The 24905-nt window shown below is 65.6% G+C and carries 18 protein-coding genes; 4 read left to right on the top strand and 14 right to left on the bottom strand.

What is annotated here, in order from left to right:
* Positions 1 to 3 precede the first annotated feature (3 nt).
* From ACP7EG_RS15095 to ACP7EG_RS15115, 5 genes are read right to left on the bottom strand one after another with little or no spacing between them, the layout of a single operon-like run.
* Positions 4 to 3552, bottom strand: a complete 3549-nt coding sequence (locus tag ACP7EG_RS15095; protein WP_426088239.1) for a response regulator — start codon at positions 3550 to 3552, stop codon at positions 4 to 6.
* Positions 3549 to 4694: an FIST signal transduction protein gene (locus ACP7EG_RS15100; protein WP_426088240.1), complete on the bottom strand. Its 1146-nt coding sequence runs from the start codon at positions 4692 to 4694 to the stop codon at positions 3549 to 3551. Before ACP7EG_RS15100 ends, ACP7EG_RS15095 begins: the two co-directional genes overlap by 4 nt.
* A gap of 14 nt (positions 4695 to 4708) precedes the next feature.
* The gene (locus ACP7EG_RS15105) at positions 4709 to 5767 is read right to left on the bottom strand and encodes an HD domain-containing phosphohydrolase (protein ID WP_426088241.1); all 1059 of its coding nucleotides are present in this window, start codon (positions 5765 to 5767) and stop codon (positions 4709 to 4711) included.
* Positions 5768 to 5818: 51 nt separating this feature from the next.
* Positions 5819 to 6322 carry a chemotaxis protein CheW gene (locus ACP7EG_RS15110; RefSeq protein WP_426088242.1) on the bottom strand — a complete coding sequence of 168 codons (504 nt, stop codon included), beginning with the start codon at positions 6320 to 6322 and terminating at the stop codon, positions 5819 to 5821.
* Between the two features lie 60 nt (positions 6323 to 6382).
* Positions 6383 to 7282 (bottom strand): diguanylate cyclase, encoded by a 900-nt coding sequence (locus tag ACP7EG_RS15115; protein ID WP_426088243.1) that lies wholly within the window; start codon positions 7280 to 7282, stop codon positions 6383 to 6385.
* Positions 7283 to 7674: 392 nt separating this feature from the next.
* On the opposite strand from ACP7EG_RS15115, the gene ACP7EG_RS15120 reads away from it, so the two are divergent.
* Entirely contained in the window at positions 7675 to 7938 is a 264-nt protein-coding gene (locus ACP7EG_RS15120; protein ID WP_426088244.1) for a hypothetical protein, read from the top strand.
* Here ACP7EG_RS15120 and ACP7EG_RS15125 read toward each other — a convergent pair.
* Positions 7935 to 8846 carry a LysR substrate-binding domain-containing protein gene (locus ACP7EG_RS15125; RefSeq protein WP_426088245.1) on the bottom strand — a complete coding sequence of 304 codons (912 nt, stop codon included), beginning with the start codon at positions 8844 to 8846 and terminating at the stop codon, positions 7935 to 7937. The two genes, ACP7EG_RS15120 and ACP7EG_RS15125, sit on opposite strands and share 4 nt — an antisense overlap.
* Before the next feature lie 123 nt (positions 8847 to 8969).
* Between ACP7EG_RS15125 and ACP7EG_RS15130 the strand changes: the two genes are divergently transcribed.
* Both ACP7EG_RS15130 and ACP7EG_RS15135 read left to right on the top strand, forming a co-directional pair.
* On the top strand, positions 8970 to 10373 hold the full coding sequence (locus ACP7EG_RS15130; RefSeq protein WP_426088246.1) for an MFS transporter: 1404 nt from the start codon (positions 8970 to 8972) through the stop codon (positions 10371 to 10373).
* Positions 10370 to 10993: a glutathione S-transferase family protein gene (locus ACP7EG_RS15135; RefSeq protein WP_426088247.1), complete on the top strand. Its 624-nt coding sequence runs from the start codon at positions 10370 to 10372 to the stop codon at positions 10991 to 10993. Before ACP7EG_RS15130 ends, ACP7EG_RS15135 begins: the two co-directional genes overlap by 4 nt.
* Here the strand turns inward: ACP7EG_RS15135 and ACP7EG_RS15140 are convergent.
* The 8 genes from ACP7EG_RS15140 to ACP7EG_RS15175 all read right to left on the bottom strand — a co-directional run bounded on the left by ACP7EG_RS15140 (position 10990) and on the right by ACP7EG_RS15175 (position 21128).
* Positions 10990 to 12276 (bottom strand): DUF445 domain-containing protein, encoded by a 1287-nt coding sequence (locus ACP7EG_RS15140; RefSeq protein ID WP_426088248.1) that lies wholly within the window; start codon positions 12274 to 12276, stop codon positions 10990 to 10992. The two genes, ACP7EG_RS15135 and ACP7EG_RS15140, sit on opposite strands and share 4 nt — an antisense overlap.
* Positions 12277 to 12352: 76 nt before the next feature.
* Complete coding sequence (locus ACP7EG_RS15145; RefSeq protein ID WP_426088249.1) at positions 12353 to 13750, bottom strand: amino acid permease; 1398 nt, start codon at positions 13748 to 13750, stop codon at positions 12353 to 12355.
* A gap of 211 nt (positions 13751 to 13961) precedes the next feature.
* Complete coding sequence (locus ACP7EG_RS15150; protein ID WP_426088250.1) at positions 13962 to 15749, bottom strand: MFS transporter; 1788 nt, start codon at positions 15747 to 15749, stop codon at positions 13962 to 13964.
* Between the two features lie 50 nt (positions 15750 to 15799).
* Entirely contained in the window at positions 15800 to 16894 is a 1095-nt protein-coding gene (locus tag ACP7EG_RS15155; protein ID WP_426088251.1) for an N-acetylglucosamine-6-phosphate deacetylase, read from the bottom strand.
* Between the two features lie 3 nt (positions 16895 to 16897).
* Entirely contained in the window at positions 16898 to 17665 is a 768-nt protein-coding gene (locus tag ACP7EG_RS15160; RefSeq protein WP_101481082.1) for a DeoR family transcriptional regulator, read from the bottom strand.
* A 34-nt stretch (positions 17666 to 17699) separates the two neighbouring features.
* Positions 17700 to 19043: a D-tagatose-bisphosphate aldolase, class II, non-catalytic subunit gene (locus tag ACP7EG_RS15165; RefSeq protein ID WP_426088501.1), complete on the bottom strand. Its 1344-nt coding sequence runs from the start codon at positions 19041 to 19043 to the stop codon at positions 17700 to 17702.
* Positions 19043 to 20005 (bottom strand): ROK family protein, encoded by a 963-nt coding sequence (locus ACP7EG_RS15170; protein ID WP_426088252.1) that lies wholly within the window; start codon positions 20003 to 20005, stop codon positions 19043 to 19045. The genes ACP7EG_RS15165 and ACP7EG_RS15170 overlap by 1 nt, the downstream gene beginning before the upstream one ends.
* Positions 19992 to 21128: an SIS domain-containing protein gene (locus ACP7EG_RS15175; protein ID WP_426088253.1), complete on the bottom strand. Its 1137-nt coding sequence runs from the start codon at positions 21126 to 21128 to the stop codon at positions 19992 to 19994. The genes ACP7EG_RS15170 and ACP7EG_RS15175 overlap by 14 nt, the downstream gene beginning before the upstream one ends.
* Before the next feature lie 347 nt (positions 21129 to 21475).
* Between ACP7EG_RS15175 and ACP7EG_RS15180 the strand changes: the two genes are divergently transcribed.
* Positions 21476 to 24826 carry a TIM-barrel domain-containing protein gene (locus ACP7EG_RS15180; RefSeq protein WP_426088254.1) on the top strand — a complete coding sequence of 1117 codons (3351 nt, stop codon included), beginning with the start codon at positions 21476 to 21478 and terminating at the stop codon, positions 24824 to 24826.
* Positions 24827 to 24905: the final 79 nt, after the last annotated feature.

A 24905-nucleotide genomic window follows, 5' to 3' on the forward strand; every position in this document is an offset into this window, starting at 1 on the left:
ACATCAAGTTTGCCCGGATGCGTGCAGCGTCTGGCTTGTCGCCTGGATGGCCGCGCCCGTTTCCTGCAGGAACAGCCGCGACTGTTCCTCCAGCGCAGCGAGGCGCGCCAGCAAGGCCTCCTGCGGGGCCTGTGCCGCTTCGCGCTCGATGGCTGCGGCAATGGCGACGGCGGGGATGGCATGGAAGTTGGCCAGCAAGCCGGCCAGAGTATGTGCCTGCCGGCTCGCGGTGGGCCGGTCGCCCGCCTGCAGGGTTGCGCGCAAGGCGCTCAGCTGCTCCGGCAAGCCGGCCAGGAAGGAGGCGCCGATGATGGCGATCACGTCGGCGTCGGCGTTCGCCAGCGCAGCGCCGTAGTCGAAGCGTGGCGCGCTGCCGGTGGCCAGCACTGCCACTTGCGACGCCATGGCGGGCGGCAGCGGCAGCTTGCTGATTTGCAATACATGCTGCTCGATCAGGCTCTGGAAGGCGGCGGTGCGGAAAGGCTTGGACAGGTAATCGTCCATGCCGCCGGCGATGCAGCGTTCGCGGTCGCCTTCGAATGCGCTGGCCGTCATGGCGATGATGACGCTTTTCGGCATGCCTTGCGCTTCGCGCTGGCGTATCTGCGCGGTGGCGTCGAAGCCGCCCATTTCCGGCATCTGCAGGTCCATCAGGATCAGGTCGAAGTGGCTGGTGGCATGACGGTCGAGCGCCTCGTGGCCATTTGCCGCATGCGTGACCCGATGGCCCGCATTCGACAGCAGCACGGTGGCCAGTTCGCGGTTCATGGCGTTGTCCTCGACCAGCAGGATGTCCAGGCTGGGCGAGCCTTCGCGCACGCAATGGCGCGTCACCACGGGTGTTGCGCAGGGCATGCCGCGGCAGGTGCCCAGCACGCTCATGGTGATGGCCAGCAATTCCTCGGGGCTGGCCGGCTTGAGCAGGTAGCCGTCGATGCCCAGTTCGCGGCAGCGCGCCGCGTCGCCCAGGCTGCCGCTGGACGATAGCATGACGATGGGTACCTGGCTCCAGTGGGGCAGGGCGGCCAGCGCCGATGCCGTGTCGAAGCCATTCATGCCGGGCATGGCAAAGTCCATGATGATGCAGTCGGCCGGCAGGGCGCTGCGGCAGTGCTCCAGCGCCGCCTCGCCCGACTCGCAGGCGGTGACGCTGGCACCGCTGTGCTCGAAGATCTTGCGCAGGATGGTCAGGCTGCTGGAATTGTCGTCGACCAGCAGGATCGCCCGCGCCGCCAGCGAGGCGCCCGGCGGCGGCAGGCAAGGCTGATGCTCGCCGATGGGCAGGGCCAGCTCGACGCTGAAGCTGCTGCCCTTGCCCAGTTCGCTCGACAGGCTGATGCCGCCACCCATCATCGTTACCAGGCGGCGCGTGATCGACAGGCCCAGTCCCGTGCCGCCGAAGCGCCGCGTGGTCGAACCGTCTTCCTGCTGGAAGGCGTCGAAGACGGCCTCCTGCATGTCGGCGGCGATGCCGATACCGGTGTCGCGCACGCACAGCTGCAGCTGGGCCATGCCATCGCCGCTGGCGAGCAGCCGGGCACTGACAGTGACTTCGCCGCGCGGCGTGAACTTGATGGCGTTGCCCGCCAGGTTGGTGAGGATCTGGCGCAGCCGGCCAGGGTCGCCGAGCAAGGTGTGCGGCAGCGCGGGATCGATGTCGAGCACCAGTTCCAGGCCGCTGGCCTGGGCCCGCATGGCTAGTGCGCGCATGGTTTCCTGCATCAGCTGGCGCAGCTTGAAAGGGATGCTTTCCAGGGTCAGCATGCCCGCCTCGATCTTCGAGAAATCGAGGATATCGTTGATAATGCACAGCAGGGCGTCGGCCGAAGCCTTGACAATTTCCAGGTATTTGCGCTGGTGGACGTCAAGTTCGGAATCGAGCACCAGGTCCGTCATGCCCAGAATGCCGTTCATCGGCGTGCGGATCTCGTGGCTCATGTTGGCCAGGAATTCGCTCTTCGAGCGGCTGGCCGACTCGGCCACTTCCTTGGCCAGCAGCAGCGCCCGTTCAGCCGCCTTTTGGCTGGAAATGTCGACCAGGGTGCCGACCAGGCCGTGCAGGCTGCCGTCGGACTTCAGCAGGGCCGCCTTGCTGAACAGCACATCGACTTGCCGCGCGCCGACGCTCAGCCGCTCTTCATACGTCTGGTTGCCCCGGTCCTGCAGCAGCTCCAGGTCGCGCTGCAGCACTTGCTGCGCCTCCTGCTGCGGCAGGATGTCTGCCACCGTCTTGCCCAGGATGTCCGCTTGCGCGCGTTGGAAGAAGGCGCAATAGGCCCGGTTGGCGCGCAGGTAACGGCCCTGCACATCCTTCAGGTACAAAGGGATAGGAATGGTCTCGATCAGCGCGTCGACAAAGTTGAGGTTGTGCCGCAGCTCGTGCGCCGCCAGGCGCCGCTCGGTGATGTCGGTCAGGCTGCCGGTGATGCCGGCCAGCCGATCCTGCCCATCGCGCTCGGCGCGCGCGCACACATCGATCCAGCGTACGTTGCCGTCGTGGGTGACGTAGCGCGCTTCATGGCGCATGCTGTCCACCTGGCCACACAGCAGCTGGGACAGGCCGGCGGCGGCGCGCTCCCGGTCGCGTGCATCGATAAATTGCAGCACATTCTTGCCCAGGCTGTCGGCGGCGCCGAAGCCGGTGATGGTATGCCAGGCGGGGTTCAGGAAGGTCCAGGCGCCGTTCAAATCGGTGCGGAAGACCACTTCATTGAGGCTGTTGACGACGTTGCGGTATTCGCGCTCGCTTTTCGCGATGGTCTCGGCCATGCGTTTGCTGTCGCTGATTTCCGTGCGGATGGCGATGTACTGATAGGGCTCGCCGGCGGCATCGAGGAAGGGCACGATGGTGGCGTCGACCCAGTATTGCCCGCCATCCTTGGCGTGATTGCAGATTTCGCCATGCCAGACCTGGCCCGTGGTGATGGTTTGCCACATCTGCGCAAAGAAGGCGTCAGGATGCGTGTGCGAATTGATCAGGCGGTGCGTCTTGCCGATCAGCTCTTCGCGCGCGAACCCGCTGATGGCGCAGAACTTGTCGTTGACGTAAATGATGATGCCGGCCGTGTCGGTGATGCTGACAATGGCATGCTGGTCCATCGCAAAGCGCTGGTTCTGCAGTTCGATGCGGCGCAGTTCCTGCAGCGACACCAGCTCGGCGAGCAGCACGGAGAGGCCCTCGATATCGCCTTCCTGCGGCAAATGCAGCCCGGAATCGTCGTTGTCGAGCAGGCGCACGGCCGCTACGCGCAGCGATTGCAGGACGCGGTTGCGGCTGGCCAGTTCCGTGCGCAGCAGGTCATTGGTCATGCTCAGTTCTGTCGAACTCAGCTCCAGGCTGCGCGAGCGCAAGTCCAGGTCGCGTTCGGCCTGTTCGTAGGTGCTGTCGATGCGCAGCAGCAGGGCCGGCAGGCCGGCCAGGAAAACGGCCAGTTCGGGCGGGGTGCCCGCTTGCGCCCCCAATGCCTGGGCCTGTTCCAGCAAGGCGATGCAGGCGCTTTCCGAGTCGATATTGCAGACGCGGCTCAATTGGCGTGCCAGGGTGCGGTTCATGTTTCGCTCAGCACAGTCACGGTCATCGTCTGGTTATGCAGCTGGCATGCGCCATGCGGCTGCGTGATGCCGATTTCGCCGTTCGAGTAAAAACCGGCGATACAGGTGGCGCCGCTGCCCAGCACCTCGGCCACCGCCTCGACCTCTTCCTCGACCCGGTCGCCCATGACCAGCTTGCGCCCCACGCAGCTGACCAGCAGGGCCAGCTGGTCGCCCAGCGTATCGGCGTGGAGCTGGACACCGCGCGCGGCCATTTCGGCCCCGTCGACCAGCCGGTTGGTACTGGAATGCATCAGTTTCAGGTAGCCGTCGGCGAGGATGTCACCGGCCAGTGTCAGCGAACCCTGTTCTTCATCGACGGCGAGGATGGTGCGAAACACATTGCTTTTTTCATGCGCCGCCGTGAGCATTTCAAACGGGAACAGCAAGCCTGAGCCGGGCAGGTCGCGCGCATAGTCGCCCAGGTACAGTTTGTAGATGTCCAGCGCCCGCGCGCCATCGAGGCCATACAGCACGTTGTCGACGCAGCGCGTCACCTTGCGCGCGGGGCCGAACGCTTCCCAGCCCGCATGGCTGCCGTAGCCGAGGCGGATATGCTCGCCGTACAGGCCGACGGCGACGATGGTATTGTCGGCCGCGCCGCGCGGACCCAGGGTCCAGGTCTGGCGGAAGGCGCCGCCGTCGGCGGCCAGCCCGCCCGATATGGTGACGCCCGGCGACAAATTCGCCTGCAGGCCGGCAATCAGGGCGCTGCCATTGACGGCCACGCCCGTGCCCAGCATGAAGACCGCCGTCAGGCCGTCCTGCGGTAGCGCCTGCGCCATGCGCTCGCCCGTCTCGTGCGAGTCCGCCATGTCGCAGATGATGGCGTCGGCAATCGCCACCGTGGTGTGGGCAAAGCGGATGGCGGTGATGACGCAGCTGTCGTCGTAGACGCGCTTGCCGGCGATCTCGCCGGCCGTGGAGCAGCCGGCGGTCACGGCGCCGGGCAGTTGGCGGCGCAGCGCCGCCGTCAGTTCGGGGGTGGAAAAATAAGCGCAGGCGCCAAACACCAGCACCAGCTGCGGCTGCATGGCGGCCAGGGGCGCCAGTGCGGCATCGATGTCGGCACGGTTTTTCAGGATCAGTTGTTGCACGCGCATGGCAGGCTCCTCGCTTACAGTGGGTGGGCGTGGTGCCGGACGGGGTCGGGCAGGCTGTTACGGATATCGAGCACCTCGTCCCAGGCGCCCAGGAAGGCGTCGATACAGTCCGGGCAGAAATGGCTGCCTTTGTTCTGTTGCAGGAACAGGCGCGCCTGTTCCACGGGCCAGGCCGGCTTGTACGGGCGTTCCGACGTGAGCGCGTCGAAGACATCGGCCACGGCGACGATGCGCGCCGACAGCGGTATCTGTTCGCCCGCCAGGCCGCGCGGATAGCCGCTGCCGTCGTATTTTTCGTGGTGGCCGCAGGCGATTTCCTCGGCCAGGCGGATCAGCGGCGAATCGCTGCCGGCGAGGATCTTGCCGCCGATTTCCGCATGCTGACGCATGATGGCCATTTCCGCGGGGTCCAGCCGGCCCGGCTTGAGCAGGATATGGTCGGGCATGGCCAGCTTGCCCACGTCGTGCATGGGGGCAGCCTTGAGCAGCAGTTCCTGCCATTGCGCATCCATGCCCAGGTTCCTGGCGATCAGCGCCGAATAGCGCGCCATGCGCATGATGTGAGCGCCCGTTTCGGGGTCGCGGAATTCGGCCGCCCGCGCCAGGCGCGTGACCAGTTCCATCTCGCGCGCCGTGACGTTGGCGATGGCCTGACTCACTTCATGCTCGAGCAGCTTGGCGCGGTCGGCCAGCAAGGTTTGCGCCGTGCGCAGGGACAGCAGATTGCGCACGCGCAGGCTGAACTCGATGGTGTCGACGGGCTTGGTGAGAAACTCCGTGACACCGAGCGAAAAGGCCTGCTTGCGCACGGCGCGGTCGTTCTCGGTGGTGACCATGATGATGGGGATGTCGGCCATGCCCTGCATCTTGCGGAAGATGCTGAGAAATTCATTGCCTGACAGGCTGGGCATCCGGTAGTCGAGCAGGACCAGGTCCGGCACATGCGACTCGCACCAGGTCAACGCATCGATGGGGTCGTTCATGCAGACGGGCTCGATGCTGCTGGCCTTGCGCGCCAGGGTCGATAGCAGGCTCAGGTTGGTGTCGTTGTCATCGACGATCAGGATGCTCATGGTGTCTCCGGCGGATGGCGGTCAGGTAGCGGACGCGATGGCGATGCTGCCTCAGGCCGCCAGTTTGCCCGTGGCGAGCATGCCCAGGCCTGACAGCAGGCTGTCCATGTCGAGCACGATCAGCAGCCGTTCATCCAGGCTGCCGATGGCCGTGACATGGCCGGCCATCGCCGAGCCATGCAGCTGCGGCGGGGGCTTGATCTGTGCCGGTGCCAGCGGCACCACATCGGCCACGCGGTCGACCACGATGCCGGTGGCGCCATGCGCGAAGATGAGGATGATCACCACGGTCGAGGCGTCATACGCGGGCTCGGCCTGGCCCAGCGCGATGCGCAGGTCGATCAGCGGCACGATGCTGCCGCGCAGGTGGATGAAACCCTTGAGGAAGGCGGGCGCATTGGCCATACGGGTCACGGCGCCGTAGCCGCGGATTTCCTGCACCAGGCCGATGTCGATGGCGTATTCCTCATTGCCCAGGCCAAAGACCAGCAATTCCCGGGTGCCCGCTTGTGCCAGCTGGCTCGCTGCTGCGGCATGTGTCGTGGTGGTTTCCATGTGCTTGCTCCTGTCAGGTGATGCGTGATGCATGAAACTGCGAGGGTTACCGGCTGGTGCTCAAACCTGCTCGGTGCGGTTGCGGCCATTGCTCTTGGCCTGGTACAGCGCGGCGTCGGCTTGCATGAAACAGGCTTTCCAGTCGCCGTTGTTGGGCAGCGGCGCCAGGCCGATGCTGATCGTCGCCGTGATGGACGCGTGCTCGAAGTCGACGCACGTTGCGGCCACGGCAAGGCGGATGCGTTCGGCCACCTTGTACGCCATGGTCATGTCCGTATGCGGGAACAGCAAGCCGAATTCCTCGCCGCCCACGCGGGCGACGACATCGGATGCCCGTGCCTGGGACTGCAGCGCGGCCGCGATGGCTTGCAGCACGGCGTCGCCGGCGGCGTGGCCATGCTGGTCATTGACCTTCTTGAAGAAATCGATGTCGGCGATGCCGATGGTCATCGGACTGCCCGCGCGACTGGCCCGCGCGGCCGAACGTACGGCTTCGATCTCGAAGGCGCGGCGGTTCGGCAGGTGGGTCAGGGGGTCGCTCAGGGCGATGCGCTGCAACTGCTGCCAGCGGGCCGCATTCTGCTGTTCGATGGCGCGTTCGTGGCGCTGGTCGATGAAAAAGGCGCCCAGGTAGTTCTCATCGCCCAGCTTGCCCAGGTCCATGGCCTTGAGCACGATGGGCAGCATCGTGCCATCGCGGTGGCGTATGGCGAAATGGCGCTTGTGCCCGAGTACCGTGGACTTCTTTTCGCCGGCCAGATAGGCGCCGATCCGTGCGCCATGCTGCTTGCGCACCGAGTCGGGCAGCAGCGCCTCGATCTGCTGGCCCGACAGGCTGCCCGGGGCATAACCGCTCAGCGCATACATGGCGTCGTTCGCATAGTGGATGCGTGAACCCGCATCGATGATGACGGCGGCGTCGGCGGCGTCGAGCAGACGCAAGGCCAGGATTATGTTCATGTGCTTGTCCCCTACAAAGAAGGCAGAGATGTCGGGCGATCGACGCAAAGAGAGTTGCTGCATCGCCTTGATATTTCCTTGAAAATCATCATACATCAAATAAAAATGATTTCAACAAATATTATGATTTTCATGATTTTATTTGGCTTTTCAACACAAAAAAATTCAAGTCTTGACGGAAGGAGCAGCGTGTTGTAGGTCTTTTTACTTTCTTATAGGGCAAGTTTTCCGTCATGTCGCTTGTCTATTGATGGAAAAATTATTTTCTTTGTGGATTTATTTATTGTATTTGGTAAATTTATGCGGCAAAATAGAATGCATGCAGATCAGCACGCGTGTGGCGCGCCCGGCCTGACATGCAAGGCTGGTCACTGTGGATGGAGGAGACGGACATGCTTACGAAAATACCGGCAAGAGGCAGCGAAGCGGAGTACAAGGACCAGCCGCCGTCCGGCAGCGGGCGCCATCCGCAAGGGCCGGGCGCGGGCGTGTTCCGCTCACCCGCGCGGCGCCTGAAGGCGATTGCCTGCCTGGCCCTGTTATTGGCTGTGATACCGGCCGTGACCTGTATCGCCACGGGGCGCGCCGGCGTGCCGATGTTGTTCAGCACCGTGTGCGGCGTGGTGTCGTGCGCGGCCGGAGACGGGGCGCTTTAGCCGCCTGCGCCGGTGGCCTGCGCCTCCTCGCTGATCCATGCCATGAATGCCTGTACTGCAGGGCGCGTGGCCGCGTCGGGGCGCACCACCAGGTAATAGGCAAAGCGCGCGGGCCAGGGCAAGTCCAGCACTTGCACCAGCCGCCCGGCGGCGATTTCCTCCTGCGCGTACAGCTGCGGCACCAGGGCCAGGCCCTGGCCCGCCTCGGCTGCGCGGATCAACAGAAAATCATCTTCGAAGGCGGAGCCGCGCAGCGCCCGCGCCGCATCCGCGCTGCCGTCCGGCGCGCCATGCGCAGCCAGCCACAAGGGCCAGTCGGCGCGGTCCGTATCGTGCAGCAGCGGGTAGCGCAGGCAATCGGCCGGTGTGGCGATGGGCGGCTGGCCCGCCATCAGGGCGGGGCTGGCGACGGGCACCAGCACGGGCGCCATCAGGCGCGTCACCTGCAGGCCCGGATAGTCGCCCAGACCGTGGCGCAGCGCCACGTCGACCCGGTCGCGGCGCAGGTCCACCAGTGCGGATGTCGCTTCCACGCGCACCTCGATATGCGGATGGCGCTGATTGAAGCGGCCCAGCCGTGGCACCAGCCAGGCGGCGGCAAAAGTGGCCACCGTGCTGACGGTGAGCGTCTGGCGCCCACCCATGTCTTCCAGTGCCTGGCTGGCGCTGGCGATCTGCGCGAATGCGCCCAGCAGGGCGGGGTGGACCATGGCACCCGCTTCGGTCAGGCGCAAGCCCTGGCGTTCGCGCGTAAACAGGGGCATGCCGACCCGCTCTTCCAACAGGCGGATTTGCTGGCTGACGGCGCCCGACGTCACGTGCAGCGCGTCGGCGGCCGCCTTGATGCTGCCGCGCTGGCCCACTTCGACAAAGGCGCGCAGCGCCTGGAGCGGTAAAGGATGCTTCATCGATATAGTTTTTCTATAGTTGCGAGCGAAAAATCATCGTTTCAGTTTCGCTCTTAAAAAACGCATTATAGGGGCATGCGGCGTTGTTTTGACGTCGAGTAAAACTATATCGATAGGATCTCCATGTTACTTTCACATAGGCAACTTTGCCTGGTTTTGCTATGCACCACGCAATTCGTTGCCTTGCTCGATTTTTCCATCACCATGATTCCCTTGCCGCAAATCCAGCACAGCCTGGGCTTTACCCCCGGCGGCCTGCAATGGGTGATCAATGCGTATGGCGTGGCGATCGCCGGCTTCCTGCTGCTGGGCGGGCGTGCGGCCGACCTGTTTGGCCGCCGCCGCGTCTTTCTCATGGGCGTGGTCCTGTTTACGGCGGCTTCGCTGCTGGGTGGCTTTTCGCATAGCCCGGCCATGCTGGTGGCCACGCGCGCGCTGCAGGGCTTTGGCGCTGCCATGTTTTCGCCGGCCGCGTTTTCCCTGCTGCTGGCCGTGTTTCCCGAACCGGCCCAGCGCAACCGGGCGCTGGGCGCCTGGACGGCCGTGGCGGCCAGCGGCTTTGTCGCGGGCCTGATCCTGGGCGGCTTCATCACGGACCTGCTGGGCTGGCGCTGGGTGCTGTGGATCAATGTGCCCGTCGGCTTGCTGGTGCTGGCCCTGTCGCCAGCCTTGCCCCTGGGCCGGCCCGATGCCGATACCGCTGCGGCTGGCGGCACGCTCGACGTGTGGGGCGCGCTGCTGGTGGCGTCGGGCGTGGCGACGCTGGTGTTTGCCTTTGCCAATAGCGAGCATGTGGGACTGGCGCATCCGCTCACCTTTGCCCTGACCGGGCTGGCGCTGGCCTTGCTGGCGCTGTTCGTGTGGGTGGAGGGACGCGTTGCCGCGCCGCTGATGCCGCTGGTCGTGTTCCGGCGCCGCTCGACGGGCGGCGCGAATATCGTCTCCCTGCTGGCCAACACGGCCCTGGGCCCCACCTTTGTCGTGGTGGCGCTGGCCATGCAGGAAGTGCTGGCGTTCTCCGCCACGCGCACGGGACTGGGCTTGCTGCCGATGGCCGTCGCCTTTACCCTGGCCAGCGCTTGGGCCGGGCCGGCGCTGATCGCCCGCTGCGGCACCAAGCCCGTCATCGTCGGCGGCATGCTGTTGTTTATCGGCGGCCTGGCCCTGCTGGGCGCGTCGCTGGCCACGCTCGCCTCGTGGGGCGTAGCCATCCTGCCTGGCACCGTGCTGGCCGGCATCGGCTATGGCCTGGCGTTTCCCGCCTGGACCGTGGCCGGCATCGATGGCGTGCCGGAAGCGGACCATGGCCTGGCGGGCGGCATGCTGACCACCACCCAGGAAGTCGGATCGGCCGTTGGCCTGGCCGTGGGCGTGGCCGTCAGCATCGCCGTGCTGGCCGGTGGCGGAACGGCCGCACAAGGCTACAGCAGCGCCATCCTCGTTTCCGCCTGCCTGGTGGCGGCGGGCCTGGCCTGCGCCATTGCCATCCTGCCCGGCAAGGCCGCGCGCCAGGAGGCGGCGCCATGATGGAACTCTACACCGACAGCTCGCCCAACGGTTTCAAAGCCACGATTGCGCTGGCCGAACTGGGCTTGCCATACCGGCTGCGCCATGTGCACATCGAACGGGGAGAGCACCGGCAGCCCGCTTTCCTGGCCCTCAATCCGCACGGGCGCATTCCCGTGCTGGTCGACCACGACGCGGGCATCACCGTGTTCGAATCGGCCGCCATCCTGCTGTACCTGGCCGAGAAAACGGGACGACTGCTGCCGGCGCAGCCGCAGCAGCGCTGGGCTGCCATCACCTGGCTGCAATTTCACGCGGCCAGCATGGGGCCGATGCTGGGCCAGCGCGTGCATTTCGAGATTGCCGACGCCGGCGCAAACGTATCGGCCACGGCGCACTTCCGCCAGCTGTGCGACGCGGCCTTCGCCACAATGGAGGGCCGCCTGGCCGCGAACGCCTACCTGGCTGGCGACGATTATTCGATCGCCGACATCGCCAGCTTTGGCTGGCTGCATATTGCGCAGCTGGTCGGCTTTGATTTTTCCGCCTGGCCGCACGTGGGAGCCTGGTATGCCCGCGTGGCGGCCCGCCCGGCCGTGCAGCTCGGCATCACGCTTCCCGCGCCCGCCACAGGCGCTTAAAACGCCTGGCTGACGGCGTAAATCAGCAAGCCGGCCAGGCCGCCGACGATGGTGCCGTTGATGCGGATGAATTGCAGGTCGCGCCCGATGGCCAGTTCGATGCGCTCGCTCATTTCGTCCTTGCTCCACAGGTCCAGGCGGGCGGCGATGAAGGCGCCCACTTCGCCCCGGTAGCGGCGCACCAGCGACCCGCTGCCGGCGACGATGGCGTCGTTCAGCCATTCCAGCGCGCTCGTGTCTTCGGCCAGCACCTGGCCCGTGTTGCGCGCCAGGCTGGCGATGGCTTGCGCCAGCACGGGCGCGTCCGCATGCAGGTCGGCCAGCAGGCGCGTGCGGATGTTGTTCCAGACGTCGCCCAGCATGGCTTGCAGCGTGTCGCTGGCGACCAGTTGCAGCTGGTAGCGGCGCACCGTGTCCTGCCAGTGCGGATCGGCCTTCAGGTGCAAGGCGCTGTCGGCGATCCAGCCGGCGATGCGCTGGCGTAGCGGGTGTGCCGGCTCGACGCGCACGGCAAGGGCAAACTTTTGCAGCGAGGCGATCATGCGCGGCTCATACGCTTTCACGGCTTTTTTCACCAGCGCGTTCTCGATCTGGAAGGCGCCCAGCACGAAGTCGCCGATGGCGGCGTGGTGTGCTTCGTCGTCCAGGTAGGCGGCGCTGCGGTCGAGCAGAAAGTCCAGCAGTTCCTGCGGCTTGCCGTCGGCGATCAGCGCGTCGATGCAGTCGGCTGCCACCTCCGACAAATTCAGTTGGCCCAGGTAGCTGCTGGCCTGTTCGCGCAACAGGCGGCCCAGCTTGTCGTGATCGGCCATCGCCAGCAGCTGTTTCACCACGCCGGCGCTGGCCATGCCCAGCTGCTGCGCATGGGCAGGCTGGACCAGCCAGGTGCTCAGGCGCGCGGCAGGATCGGCTTGCACGATGCGTTCGGCGATGCCTTGCTCGGTAATGAAATGGTTTTCCACGAAGGCGCCCAGGCTGCGGCCGATGTCCGCCTTGCTGTTCGGGATGATGGCCGTATGCCACAGGGGAATACCCAGCGGGTGGCGGAACAGGGCGACGACGGCGAACCAGTCGGCAATCGCGCCCACCATGGCCGCTTCGGCGAACGCTTCCACATAGCCCCAGGCGGGATGGCCGCCCCGTTGCGAGCGGGCCACGGCGAATACCAGCGCGGCGAGCAGCAGCAGGCCGACGGCCAGCCACTGCATGTTGCGCAGGCGTGTGCGCTTGAGCTGGTCCGTGCTCTGGTCCAGCTGTGCGATGAGGTCGGGGGAAGGTTGCATGGATGGCGGCCTGCGTTGGTTGCGAGACCGCCATCTTAACTGCGGCAGCGACAGGATATGTCGCTGCGGGGACTTTTTACTGCGGTGGGTGCAGCAGCGAACGGCGGCGCGCGTAGCCGAAGTAGATGACCAGGCCGATCACCAGCCAGATGGTAAAGGCCATCCAGGTGACCCAGCTGAGGAAAGTCATCAGGCCCACGCACAGGATCACGGCCAGCGCCGGCACGTAGGGCACGCCGGGGCAGCGGAAGGCGCGCGGCAGGTCAGGGCGCTTCTTGCGCAGCACCACCACGGCAATCGACACCATGGTGAAGGCGGCCAGGGTACCGATGTTGATCAGCTCGGCGAGGATGTTGAGCGGGATCACGGCGGCGATCAGGCCGAAGACGATGCCCACCAGCCAGGTGGCGAAGAATGGCGTGTGGAAGCGCGGATGCACGGTCGACAGGCGCTTGGGCAGCAAGCCGTCGCGCGACATGGCGAAGATGATGCGCGTCTGGCCGAAGGCCATCACCAGGATCACGGTGGTCATGCCCAGGATGGCGCCCAGGTCGACGAAGCCGGCGATCCAGTTTTCACCCGCATATTGCAGGGCCAGCGAGACGGGATGGTCGACGCCGAGGAATTTTTGATACGGCACGATGCCCGTCATGATGGCCGAGACCACCACGTACAGCACGGCGCACACGGCCAGCGAGCCGATGATCCCGATCGGCAAGTCGCGCGACGGTTTCTTGACTTCCTCGGCGGCCGAGGTGACGGCGTCAAAGCCGATGAAGGCGAAGAAGACGAGCGCGGCGGCGCTCAGCATGCCGTGGTAGCCGAACGGCATGTAGGGCTGCCAGTTGGCCGGCTGCACGTGGCGCGCGCCGAAGATGATGAACAGCAGCACCACGCCCACCTTGATGGCTACCATGATGTTGTTCAGGCGCGCCGATTCGCGCACGCCCCAGCCCAGCATGGCCGTCAGCAGCAGCATGATGACCAGGGCCGGCAGGTTGATGAAGGTCGTCACGCCGGGCAGGGCACCCGGCGCGGCCGTCAGGGCCGTAGGCAGGGCGATGCCAAAGCCCGCCAGCAGCGACTGAAAGTAGCCGGACCAGCCGACAGAGACGGCGGCTGCGGCCAGGCCGTACTCGAGCAGCAAGTCCCAGCCTATCATCCAGGCGGCCAGCTCGCCCAAAGTGGCATAGCTGTAGGTGTAGATGGAGCCGGCCACCGGCACGGTGGAGGCGAATTCCGCATAGCACAGGGCGGCGAAGCAGCAGGCAACGGCGGCCACGACGAACGACAGCGACAGGGCGGGGCCGGCCGTCAGCGCGCCCGTGCCGGTGAGCACGAAAATGCCCGTGCCGACGATGGCGCCTATGCCCATGAGGACAAGGTCGAAGGGCCCCAGCACCTTGGCCAGTCCTCCCGGTTTCTTGCTGTGGGCGATCATGTCATCCAAATTCTTGGTTCTAAATAAGCTCACTGTGTCTCCTGGTGGTTTTTGTCATGGCGCCATTGCCGCCTCGTGAGTAGCACGACGCAGCCAGATTCTAGCCCACGCGCCCGTGATTCCAGAAGGAAAACTGTGCCGTGCCGTGCGCGCCAGCCCCGTAAACTTGTTCGGCAGGCAAAAAAACAGCCCCGGATGGTGGTCCGGAGCTGAAAAGGAGATTGCTACAAATGGTTACTTGGGTTTACTTTGAAAAGTGCGCTTCGATTTCTTCCAGAGTCTTGCCCTTCGTTTCCGGCAGCAGGAAGGCGGCGGCCAGGAAATACAGCACAGTGCAGCCGGCGCCGAAGAAGAACAAGGTCGAATAGCCGTGCAAGCCCACGGTCGGCAGGAAGATGGCGGCGATCACCGTCGAGACGAACTGGTTGACCAGCAGCGCGATGCTCATGCCGTTCGAGCGGATACGCGTCGGCATCAGTTCGGACAGGGCCAGCCACACGCACACGCCCGGTCCCACGGCAAAGCTGGAAACGAACACGCAGATGGCGATCGCCACCAGCCAGCCGTGCGAGGACGCGGGCACGGGGCCCAGGCTGGCCTTCTCGATGCGCAGTGGCGCCTCGCGCCCGGCGGCCGGGTCGGCGAACGGATTGAGGTGCAGCTTGCGGAAGAACACGCCGATCACGCTGTCGGCCTGCACGGCGTCGTCGCGCGCGATGGACACCTGGCGCAGCACGGGGTCATCGCTGCGCAGGCTTTTCACGTTGGTGAACGGGCCGTAGGCGTAGGCGATGGTCAGCTGCTGCGGCGTGCCGTCGGCGGCCGCGCCCAGCGCCGTCAAGGTGGGCGCATCGAGCTGCAGGGTCAGGCCATCGGCTTGTACCTGGGCAGCGATGGCGGGGCGCACGTCGGCCAGGTGCGCTTCGGCGCTGCGGAACAGCAGCCCGGCCGCCAGCAGCGAGACGACGATGCCGCCCGTGCCCAGCATCAGCAGGAATTTGCGGCCCTTGCGATCGACCAGCAGCACGGCCACCACCGTCATCACGGCATTCAGTACTTTCAATAACACGTCCGCCATGTTGGCCGAGGCGCCCGACAGGCCCGCCTGGTTCAAAATATTGACGACATACGCGAGGATGGAATTGATGCCCGTCGCCTGCGTGCAGGCGAGGATCAGGCAAGCGAGCAGGAAGGGCAGCACGTAGCGGCGGCTCAGCAGCGGATCCCTGGCCTTGCCGCTGATCTTGGCCGCGTTTTCCGGGGTGTCTTGCATCTCGCGCAGTTCGATGTCGGCGGCAGCGGGCAGGCGCGTGCGCAGCAGCGACTGGCGCGCCTGTTCGATGCGGCCCCGTTGCGCCAGCCAGCGCGGCGACTCGGCCAGCAGCAGGGCGCCGATGGTAAACACCAGGCCCGGCGTCAAACAGACCCAGAAGATGCTGCGCCAGGCGTGGTCCTTGGCCGTGAAGATGGCGGCGATGCGGCCCGCTTCCGGCAACGCTTGCGCCGCCTGCGTGGCCGTTTCCACCGTCTGCGCTTGCTGCAGGCCGATCAGGGCGGCGGCCACCAGGCCGATGGTCAGCAGCAGCTGGAACAGGGCGGCGCCCCGTCCGCGCTGCTGCGCGGGCAGGCATTCGGCCAGGTACAGGGGCACGACGACGCCGATCAAGCCGCCGCTGATGCCTTGCAGCAGGCGGCCCAGCAGCAGCGGCGTGTAGCCGTCGGCCAGGGCGATCAGCGGGATGCTGGCGCTGAACAGGGCGCCGGCCAGGAACATCACCCAGCGCCGGCCGAGGATATCGGCGAGGGCGCCGGCGAACAGCGAAGACAGGACGGAACCCAATAGCACGGCGGCGACGATAAAGCTCAGCTGCTGGGCCGTCAGTTTCCAGGCCACGGAGGCCGTCGATTCCAGGTAGGGCAGGGCGCCGGCGATGATGCCGATGTCTATGCCGTACAGCAATCCCCCCATGCCGGCAATAAATAGCAGGTAGCGCATGGCCCACACGGGGGCCTTGTGTGACGTGTCGTGCATGGTAACTCCGGGACGGGGTTGAGGTTGGGGGCTGGGTCTAGAGACTGAATCTAGCGGGTGGAAAGATCGATGGCCGTGCCTTCGACGAAGACGGACACTGGCTGTAATGTGGAATCGAGGACGACGATGTCGGCCCAGGCGCCAGGCGCCAGGCGGCCCCGTGCGGATTCGCCCAGGTAGTCGGCCGGGTACAGCGACAAGCGGTTCGAGGCGTCGGCCAGGTCCAGGCCCAGTTCGACGAAATTGCGCAGCGCCTGGTCCATGGTCAGCACGCTGCCGGCCAAGGAGCCCGTGGCCAGGCGCACGCAGCCCAGGCATTTGTAGACGCGCTGCGTGCCCAGGCCGTATTCGCCATCGGGCATGCCGGTGGCCGAGGTGGCGTCCGTCACGCCATACAGGCGCGGGATGGCGCGCAGGGCCGCGCGCAGGGCGCCCTTGGCCACGTGCTGCAGGTCGGGGATGATTTCCGCGTATTCGGCATGCGCCAGCGCCGCGCCCACCATGCCGGGGTCGTAATGGGTCATGCCCGTCATGCCGTTGTACAGGTGGGTAAAACCGGAGACGCCGGCCTTCAGGGCCGCCACGCCTTCGTCATACGTGCCGGCGCTGTGGCCGATCTGCACGCGGATGCCCATCGCCGCCAGTTGCGGGATCAGTTCCAGGTGGCCGGGGATTTCCGGCGCCATGGTGAGTACCTTGATGGGCGCGATGGCGTGGAAGCGCTGCACCAGCGCCAGGCTCGCTTGCACCACGTCGGGCGGCTGCGCGCCCAGGCGGTGCAGGTTCAAGAACGGGCCTTCCAGGTGCACGCCCAGCATGCGCGCGCCGTTGGCCGGACGCTCGGCGATGACGCCGGCCAGGCCTTGCAGGGCGCGCAGGATCGACGGTTCCTTCGCCGTCAGGGTGGTGCCCAGCAGGGCCGTGGTGCCGTGGCGCGCGTGCACCTGCGCCACGCTGGCGCCCGCGTTGCCGCCTTCCATGATGTCGACGCCGGCCGCGCCGTGCACGTGCAGGTCGATAAAGCCGGGCAAAATGGTCAGCGCGCTGTCGGCGGCAGGGTCTTCTTGTATCTGGACGATGCGCTGGTCAAAAGTGATGGTGCCCGTGATCCAGCCAGATGGGGTAAGGATTCTGCCGCTCAGCATGTGTTATTCCGCTATAAAAAGTTCGATGCCCAGCTTTTGCAGCCCTTCGCGGTACTCCTGGCTGATGCTGGCATCGGTGATGACGGTATCGACCCGGTCCAGCTGCACGATGCGGTGCAGGCTGACGCGGCCGAACTTCGAGGCGTCCGTGAGGACGATGATTTTCTTCGCCCGTTCCACCATCTTGTGGTTCAGGCTTGCTTCCGCTTCGTGGTGGGTGGTGACGCCAAACTGCAGGTCGAAGCCGTCCACGCCCAGAAACAGCTTGTCGAAGCTGTACGCTTGCAGACAGGTCTCGGCCTGGCTGCCCTGGATCGACAGCGATTGCTTGCGCAGCAGGCCGCCCGTCAGGATCAGGTCCACGCCGGGCGCATCGGCCAGTTCCCAGGCGATGTTGAGGCCATTCGTGGCCACCGTCACGCCGGTCGCGTCGCGCAAATGGCGCGCCAGCGAGATGGTGGTGGTGCCCGAGTCGATGATGATGTTATCGCCCGGCTCCACCAGCCGCGCCGCATAGGCGCCGATGCGCTCCTTTTGCTCGTGGTTGATGGCATCCTTCTGGCGTATCGTGTGCTCGGGTGGCGGCGTGCGCGTCAGGGTCGCGCCGCCGTGGCTGCGCGTGGCCATGCCTTGCGCTTCCAGCGCATTCAAGTCGCTGCGGATGGTGACCGCGGACACGCCGAGCTTTTCCACCAGATCGGTCACTTGCACCGAGCCCTGCTGGGTAAGCATTTGGAGGATGGATTCACGGCGTTGGCTGGTATTTCGCATGGTGGCGGGCTCAGTAAAAATGAAAATATCGAGCTTAACAGATTGCCGCTTCGGCAACGACGGGGACGGCCGTATTGCGGTTGCAGGCGCGCGCATATTGCGCCAGCAAGCTGCCGATCTTGTGCTCGATCAAGGCCGGCGCCTTGGCTGCCAGGCTGCCCTGCACCACGGCCAGGTACTGTTCCGGCAAATGCTGGCTCAGCAGCGGTAGCGGAATCGTCAGGGCGTCGAGGTTGGCCAGCAGCTTGTCGACGGTGGCAGCGACTTCCGGCTCGCCCCAGTAATAGCGGCAACGGTCGCTCAAGCCGTAGCGGCGCATCAAACGCTGTTCTTGCGGCGTGCCCAGGTAATGCTTGATCCAGTGCTTTGGCTTGGCCAGCATCACATCGTCGAGCACCTGCATCAGTTGCGAAGTGGCGTGCGCCGGCAGCAGTTCCTGCTCGATCTGGCACAGCGCGTACAGCGCCTCGCGCAGGGCAAAGGTGGCGGCCGGCCCCACTTTCAGGATGGCGAAATGGTCGCGCACCATGGCGTGCAGGGCCGATTCGCGCTGGTAGTCGGTGGAATGGGCTTCGAACACGAGGCCAGGCTGCTCGGCGACGAAGGCCGACAGTTCGGCGGCCGCTGGCGCATCGTAATGCTGGATGCTGCTCTGGTCGAAATCGACGCCAGGCTGCACCACCATGGCGATGACCCGGCGCCAGGCGCCATGCAGCTCGTTGTCCAGGAAGGCGCGGCGGTGTACGTCCAGCGTGCGGCGCGCGGCCTGCGGGCTGGTGACGGCGCCAGCTTGCGCCAACGATGCTTCACCGCCGGGTATCGGCACTTCCGTGCCAATCACGTAGACGGGCGGCGCGAAGCCGGCTGCGGCAGCCGCCGCTTCGGCGACGAGGCACAGGCGCGCCGAGCGGGCCGCCACGGTTTCATCGTCGAGCTGCAAAGGGTCATCAACGCAGCGCATGCTGCAATCGAGGTGGATTTTATGAAAGCCGGCCGCCGCATACGCGGCGATCAGGGTCTCGGCGTGGGCCATCGCGGTGGCCGCATCGAGGTGCTGCCAGGCGTTCGGGCCAAGATGGTCGCCGCCCAGCACCAGGCGCTCGGTCGGGAAACCCTGTTCCCGCGCCAGTGCCAGCATGGTGTCGCGGAAAACGTTTGGTGTCATGCCCGTGTAGCCGCCGAACTGGTCGACCTGGTTCGAGGTCGCTTCGACCAACAGCACGGTGTCGTACTCGCTGGCCACGCGCATGGCGGCGCGCAGCACGCTCGGGTGGCTGCAGCACACGGCGTACAGTCCCACGCGTTCGCCGCGGCGGTGCGCCTTGATCACTTGCTGGATCGGGGACAGGGTAAAGGTCGGGTTTTCCACTTGCTTCATCATGTTGACGCCTTGGTATGTTGTCGTATCAAAAGGGCCGCGCCGCGCGCGCCGCCGGCGTCGCCAAAGCGGGGCGGCAAAATGGGCGGCACGTGGACGCCGGGAAACAAATGGCGCTTGACGGCGGCCGGCAGCTTGTCGTACAGGTGCGGCAGCTTGGACAGGCCGCCGCCGAGCACGATGACGTGCGGGTCGTAGGCCAGCACCAGGCCGGCCAGCGCGTGGCCCAGCACGTCGAGGTGCACGGCGACCGTGCGCTGGGCCACGGCGTCGCCGATGTTGGCGCGGGCGATAATGGCCAGCGTAGCCAACGGTTCTGTGCCTTCGCCGCCAAAATGCGCATATAACTTGCTCATGGCGGGGCCGGAGACATAGCGTTCCAGGCAGCCCGTCTTGCCGCACGGGCAGGGGTATTCGGCCAGGCCGTGCTGCGCCAGCAGGGTGGCGGGCAGGCTCCAGTGGCCCCATTCGCCGGCCACGCCATTAAAGCCGCGCAGCAGCTGGCCGCCCACGCAATAGCCGCCGCCGGCGCCCGTGCCGAGAATGGCGCCGAACATGCTGGCGGCATTGTCGGCCGCGCCGCCTTGCGCTTCCGACAGGGCGAAGCACTGGCAATCGTTGCCGATGGCGACGGGGCGCTGCAAGGCTTGCTGCAGCGTTTGCGCCACCAGGCGGCCGTTCAGGGCCGGCACGTTGGAGCTCAGTTGCCGGCCGCTGGCGCTGTCGATCACGCCGGGCAAGCCGATGCCGACGGGCGCCGTCGTGCCCAGGGCCGTGTCGCCGCGCGCCACCAGGCCGACGATCGCCTGCACGAAGGCGGCAAAATCGTCACCGGGCGTGGCCACCCGTTCGCGGAATACTTCCTTCAGCGCGCCGTCGCGGTCGGCAAAGGCCACCAGCTCCATCTTGCTGCCGCCGATGTCGATGCCGTGGTAGCCGGCGGTATGATTAGAATTGGTCATGGCCATAGATGGTGACGCCCTGCACGACACGGTTGACGATGCCGCCGGCGAATGGATTGTCGGGGCGCAGTTGCAGCAGCGCGGACTGGTGCAGCGCATATTGCTGCGCCATCAGCAGCCACAGCGGGGCCAGCCAGGCGTCGGGCCAGGCCGGCGCGTCGGCTGACAGGTCGCCGCCGATGCCCACAGTCAGGCACGTCTGCGCCACGCTGTCGCGCTGCAGTTCTTTCAATAGATCGTCTTCATACTGGCGCGCCAAGGGCTTGCTGCTGCGCAGCAGGATCACCAGCGACTCCGTGGTGACGGCCGATTTCGGGCCGTGGCGGAAACCCAGCGCGGTATTTGCCATCGCCATCACGCGGCCACCCGTCAATTCCAGGATTTTCAGGGCTGCTTCCTTGGCCAGCGCTTCCAGCGGACCGCTGCCCAGGTAGACCACGCGCTGTACGGGTGTCGAGCCCAGCTCCGCCACGGGCGCCGACCAGTCGCGCAAGGCGTGTTCGCCCAGCTGCGCCAGGGTCTCCAGGCGGGACAAATCCGTGTCCTTGCCCAGTACCGACACGGCCGCCAGCAGCATGCTGGAAAAGCTGCTGGTCATGGCGAAGCCGCGGTCGCAGCTGCCTTCCGGCATCAGCAAGTTATACGTATTGCTGTCATTGGCGCCCTGGCGCGCCAGCTTGCCATCGGCGTTGCAGGTGATGTTCAAAAAGCGCGCGCCGGGCACGACCTGGCGCAGCAGTTCCACGGCCGCCAGGCTTTCCGGGCTGTCGCCGCTGCGGGCAAACGAGACGAGCAGGGTAGGCGCATGCGCTTCCAGGTACAGCTCGTGGTGCGTCAGCAACGTCGTGGTGGCGATGGCGCGGATTTGCGCTGGCCAGGCCGCATTCAGGGTGTCGACGACGATTTCGCCCACATAGGCGGAGCTGCCGGCGCCCGTCAGGATGACGCGTTGCGCAGGATTGGACAGCGCGTCGCCCAGGAAGGCGGCCAGGCCGGCTTGTTCCTTGCGCAAAATGCCAGCCAGCGCGCGCCAGATGGCCGGCTGGTGGGCGATTTCCTCGGCCGTGTGCAGGCCGCCGATGTCGCGCCAGGTTTGAATGTCACGCTGAAGAAGGGTAGTCATGGAGTGTCAGTAAAGTGTTTGTTGGAGAAAGCATAAATACTAAATTTCGAAAAGTCAAATACGAAAGTAAAACGAAAGTAAATAGTTGCATGGCTTGCGAAATAATGTCGTTTTATCTGCTTCCAATCGTGTTGCAGTGCCGCATGAAACCCTGTGGCGCTGCCGCCTGTCGCTGAAATGCGACGATAACGAAAGTATGTTTTGTGGCTTTTTGGTGAAACGTAAGAAAAATGCGCCAATACTGGGCATTTTATTAATAAATTGCAGCTTTAACTTTCTTTTGATTGACGATATTTATTTTTCTTCTTAAAGTATTTCCATCACTTCGATTTTCTGAAAGCCGCCAGATGAAACCTCTCCCGCTTCCCCGCCGCGCCCTTGCCGCCTGTGTCCTCGCCGCCCTCGCCACATTGGCCGCGCCGGGCCTGCAGGCCGCGCCTATCGGCAACCTGACACGCTTGAGTGCCGTGCATGCGGCCGATGTGGCCAAGGGCGAGGCACTGGGCTGGGATGTGCGCAGCGACACGGGCATGCAGCTGCGTATCAGCCTGCCGCAGGCGGACGTGCTGCGCATTCAGGCGGGCGGCAAGGGGGGCTTGACGGGGCCGGGCGACAAGGCCGCGCCCATCGTCGTGGGCCAGCCTGCCGCGCAGGTGGCGTACCAGATCAATGAACAGCCCGACCATATCCTGATCAGCACCGAAGCCCTGAGCCTGCGCATCGACCGCAAGCCCTTGCGCTTTACCTTGTACCGCAAGGGCGGCCTGGTGCCGCTGTGGCGCGAAGTGCAGCCGCTGTCGCTCGACGACAAGCAGGGCGTGCAGGTGCTTACCAGCTTGCCGGGCGAGCGTTACTTCGGCGGCGGCCAGCAGAACGGCCGCTTCGAATTCAAGGGCAAGCAGGTGCCCGTGTCGTATTCGGGCGGCTGGGAAGAGGGCGACCGCCCGAATCCCGCGCCATTTTTGATGAGTTCACGCGGATGGGGCATGCTGCGCAATACCTGGTCCGACGGCAATTACGATTTGCGCGACAAGGAGCAGATCTCGCTGCAGCACGCGGAAGGCCGCTTCGACGCCTATTTCTTTGTCGGCAAGGACCTGCGCGACGTCGTCGCCCGCTACACGGACTTGACGGGCCGCGCGCGCATGCTGCCCCGCTGGGCGCTGGAATACGGCGACGCCGATTGCTACAACGATGGCGACAATGTAAAAAAGCCCGGTTCCGTGCCGAAGGGCTGGACCGATGGCCCCACGGGCAAGACGCCGGACGTGGTGGAAACCGTGGCGCGCCAGTACCGCGAACACGACATGCCGGGCGGCTGGATTTTACCCAACGACGGCTATGGCTGCGGCTACACGAATTTGCCGGAAACCGTGAAGGGCCTGGCCGGCTATGGCTTCCGCACGGGCCTGTGGACGGAAAACGGCGTCGACAAGATCGCCTGGGAAGTGGGCCAGGCGGGTAGCCGCGTGCAAAAGCTGGACGTGGCGTGGACGGGCAAGGGCTATCAGTTCGCCATGGACGCGAACAAGTCCGCCTATGACGGCATCCTGAACAACTCCGACGGACGGCCATTTTTGTGGACGGTAATGGGCTGGGCCGGCATCCAGCGCTACGCCGTGGCGTGGACGGGTGACCAGAGCGCCAGCTGGGATTACATCCGCTGGCATATCCCGACCCTGATCGGCTCGGGCCTGTCCGGCCAGGCGTATGCGTCCGGCGACGTGGATGCGATCTTCGGCGGCAGCCCGGAAACCTATCTGCGTGACTTGCAGTGGAAAAGCTTTACGCCAGTTTTGATGGGCATGTCCGGCTGGGCCGCGGCCGAGCGCAAGCATCCGTGGTGGTTCGAGCAACCGTACCGCGACATCAACCGCCGCTATCTGAAGCTCAAGATGCGTTTGACGCCGTACATGTACACCCTCGTGCGCGAAGCGGAGCAATCGGGCGCGCCGCTGGTGCGGGGGCTGATGTGGGATTACCCGCAAGACCCGGCCGCCTACACGGAAGCCTATAAATACCAATTCCTGCTGGGGCGCGACGTGCTGGTGGCGCCCGTCTACCGCAGCCAGGCTGTCAGCGGCGGCTGGCGCAAGGGCATCCACCTGCCGCAAGGGACCTGGTACGACTACTGGGATGGCCGCCAAGCCACGGCGGATGCCAAGGGGCGCGACCTGGACATGCAAGTGACGCTGGATAAATTGCCCGTGTTCGTGCGCGCCGGCGCCATCCTGCCCATGTATCCGGAAATGCTGTACGACGGCCAGAAGCCGAAGGATCAGCTGACCCTCGACATCTACCCGCACGGCGAGTCCGACTACACCCTGTATGAAGACGACGGCAACACGCGCCAGTACCAGGGCGGCGCCTTCAGCCAGCAAGTCATCCGCATGCGCCAGACGGGCGCCGATGTGCAGGTCGACATCGGCGCCGTCGATGGCAAATATCAGGGCCAGGAAGCGCGCCGCGGCTATGCGCTGCGCATGCTGGCGGGCCAGGCACCGGCCGCCGTGCGGGCCGGCCAACGCCTGATCGCGGCAGCGGGCGAGCGCGCCGCCTATGACAAGGCGGTCGAAGGCTGGTATTTCGACGCGGCCGACCGGCAAGGCACTCTGCACGTGAAAGTGGCGGCGCAGGATATCCGCCAGGCCTTGATGCTGCAGGTCGCCGGTGCGCTGGCCGTGGCGAGAATCGACGCCGACTTCCCCGCCGCCCCCGTGCCGGGCCGCGCCTTGCCGGCAGACGCCATGCAGGTGGTGGCGCGCCCTGCGGAGGAAAGCGGCTATCCGCTGGAAAACGCCTTCGATGGCAAGCCGGAGACCTGGTTCCGCACCGTGCGCAGCCCGTCCGTGAAAAGCGGCCCGCACGAATGGGTGATCGGCTTTACGGAACGCCGGCTGGTGGATGGCATCGAACTGGCGCCGCGCAACGACCAGCACTGGAAGCATGGCCAGGTGCGCGACTATGAAATCTACATCGGCGACAACAACGGCGAATGGGGCGCGGCGCTTGCGCGTGGCACGCTCAAACTGGAACAGGGTGCCCAGACGATCAATTTCCCCGCCACGGCCGGACGCTTGCTGCGCTTCCGCGTCATGAGCACGCAAAATCCGGAAGGCGATGGCGCGGCGTCCACCGACCCGATGGTGACGGCGGCGCAGGCCGGCCCGGTGGCGCGCGCGTTTGATGCGGCGCTGGCCACTGACGTGGCGCCTGTCGCCTTGTCCGAATTTCGCGTGCTCGAGCACCGCGTGGCCGAAGGCGAGGAGGTGCAGCGCTATCTGTCGGACCTGGTGCTGCCGAAGAACGTCGCGAAAGATCGGCCAGCCGGCAAGGCGGCCGAGATGCGCATGAACGGGCTGTGGTTCCGCAAGGGCCTCGGCGTGGGACCGGCCAGCCGCATCGACTTGCAGCTGGCCGGCAACTGGAATCTGCTGCGCGCCGACCTGGGCGTGGACGATAGCTGCCGCAGCGCGGGCGGCTTGCAATTCCAGGTCTGGAGCGGTGAGCGGCTGCTGTATGACAGCGGCCTGGTCACGGCTCCCGGGGTGGTCAAACCCGAAATCGACGTGCGCGGCCTGAGCCAGCTCAGTTTGCGCACCCTGGGTGCACGCGGCGCCCACCCGGCCCAGGTCTGCGGTAACTGGGCCAACGCCGTGTTGACCGGCACGGAAGGCGCGACAGTCAAGCCGCGCTAAGCAATCAATCATTTCACTAAAAAAGAGCCCCTCTTCGGACCGGGGAGGGACTCTTGCAGCCTGCAACATCAATTACTTA

This window comes from Janthinobacterium sp. PSPC1-1 (assembly GCF_049897625.1).
In the GTDB taxonomy this organism is placed as follows: Bacteria; Pseudomonadota; Gammaproteobacteria; order Burkholderiales; family Burkholderiaceae_D; genus Janthinobacterium; species Janthinobacterium tructae.

Coding starts and splice junctions, on each gene's coding strand:
- ACP7EG_RS15155 (WP_426088251.1), bottom strand. CDS start 16,894: ATGCTGAGCGGCAGAATCCTTACCCCATCTGGCTGGATCACGGGCACC.
- ACP7EG_RS15105 (WP_426088241.1), bottom strand. CDS start 5,767: ATGAGCATCCTGATCGTCGATGACAACGACACCAACCTGAGCCTGCTA.
- ACP7EG_RS15130 (WP_426088246.1), top strand. CDS start 8,970: ATGTTACTTTCACATAGGCAACTTTGCCTGGTTTTGCTATGCACCACG.
- ACP7EG_RS15115 (WP_426088243.1), bottom strand. CDS start 7,282: ATGAACATAATCCTGGCCTTGCGTCTGCTCGACGCCGCCGACGCCGCC.
- ACP7EG_RS15140 (WP_426088248.1), bottom strand. CDS start 12,276: ATGCAACCTTCCCCCGACCTCATCGCACAGCTGGACCAGAGCACGGAC.
- ACP7EG_RS15100 (WP_426088240.1), bottom strand. CDS start 4,694: ATGCGCGTGCAACAACTGATCCTGAAAAACCGTGCCGACATCGATGCC.
- ACP7EG_RS15120 (WP_426088244.1), top strand. CDS start 7,675: ATGCTTACGAAAATACCGGCAAGAGGCAGCGAAGCGGAGTACAAGGAC.
- ACP7EG_RS15160 (WP_101481082.1), bottom strand. CDS start 17,665: ATGCGAAATACCAGCCAACGCCGTGAATCCATCCTCCAAATGCTTACC.
- ACP7EG_RS15135 (WP_426088247.1), top strand. CDS start 10,370: ATGATGGAACTCTACACCGACAGCTCGCCCAACGGTTTCAAAGCCACG.
- ACP7EG_RS15170 (WP_426088252.1), bottom strand. CDS start 20,005: ATGACCAATTCTAATCATACCGCCGGCTACCACGGCATCGACATCGGC.
- ACP7EG_RS15095 (WP_426088239.1), bottom strand. CDS start 3,552: ATGAACCGCACCCTGGCACGCCAATTGAGCCGCGTCTGCAATATCGAC.
- ACP7EG_RS15150 (WP_426088250.1), bottom strand. CDS start 15,749: ATGCACGACACGTCACACAAGGCCCCCGTGTGGGCCATGCGCTACCTG.
- ACP7EG_RS15175 (WP_426088253.1), bottom strand. CDS start 21,128: ATGACTACCCTTCTTCAGCGTGACATTCAAACCTGGCGCGACATCGGC.
- ACP7EG_RS15180 (WP_426088254.1), top strand. CDS start 21,476: ATGAAACCTCTCCCGCTTCCCCGCCGCGCCCTTGCCGCCTGTGTCCTC.
- ACP7EG_RS15110 (WP_426088242.1), bottom strand. CDS start 6,322: ATGGAAACCACCACGACACATGCCGCAGCAGCGAGCCAGCTGGCACAA.
- ACP7EG_RS15165 (WP_426088501.1), bottom strand. CDS start 19,043: ATGAAGCAAGTGGAAAACCCGACCTTTACCCTGTCCCCGATCCAGCAA.
- ACP7EG_RS15125 (WP_426088245.1), bottom strand. CDS start 8,846: ATGAAGCATCCTTTACCGCTCCAGGCGCTGCGCGCCTTTGTCGAAGTG.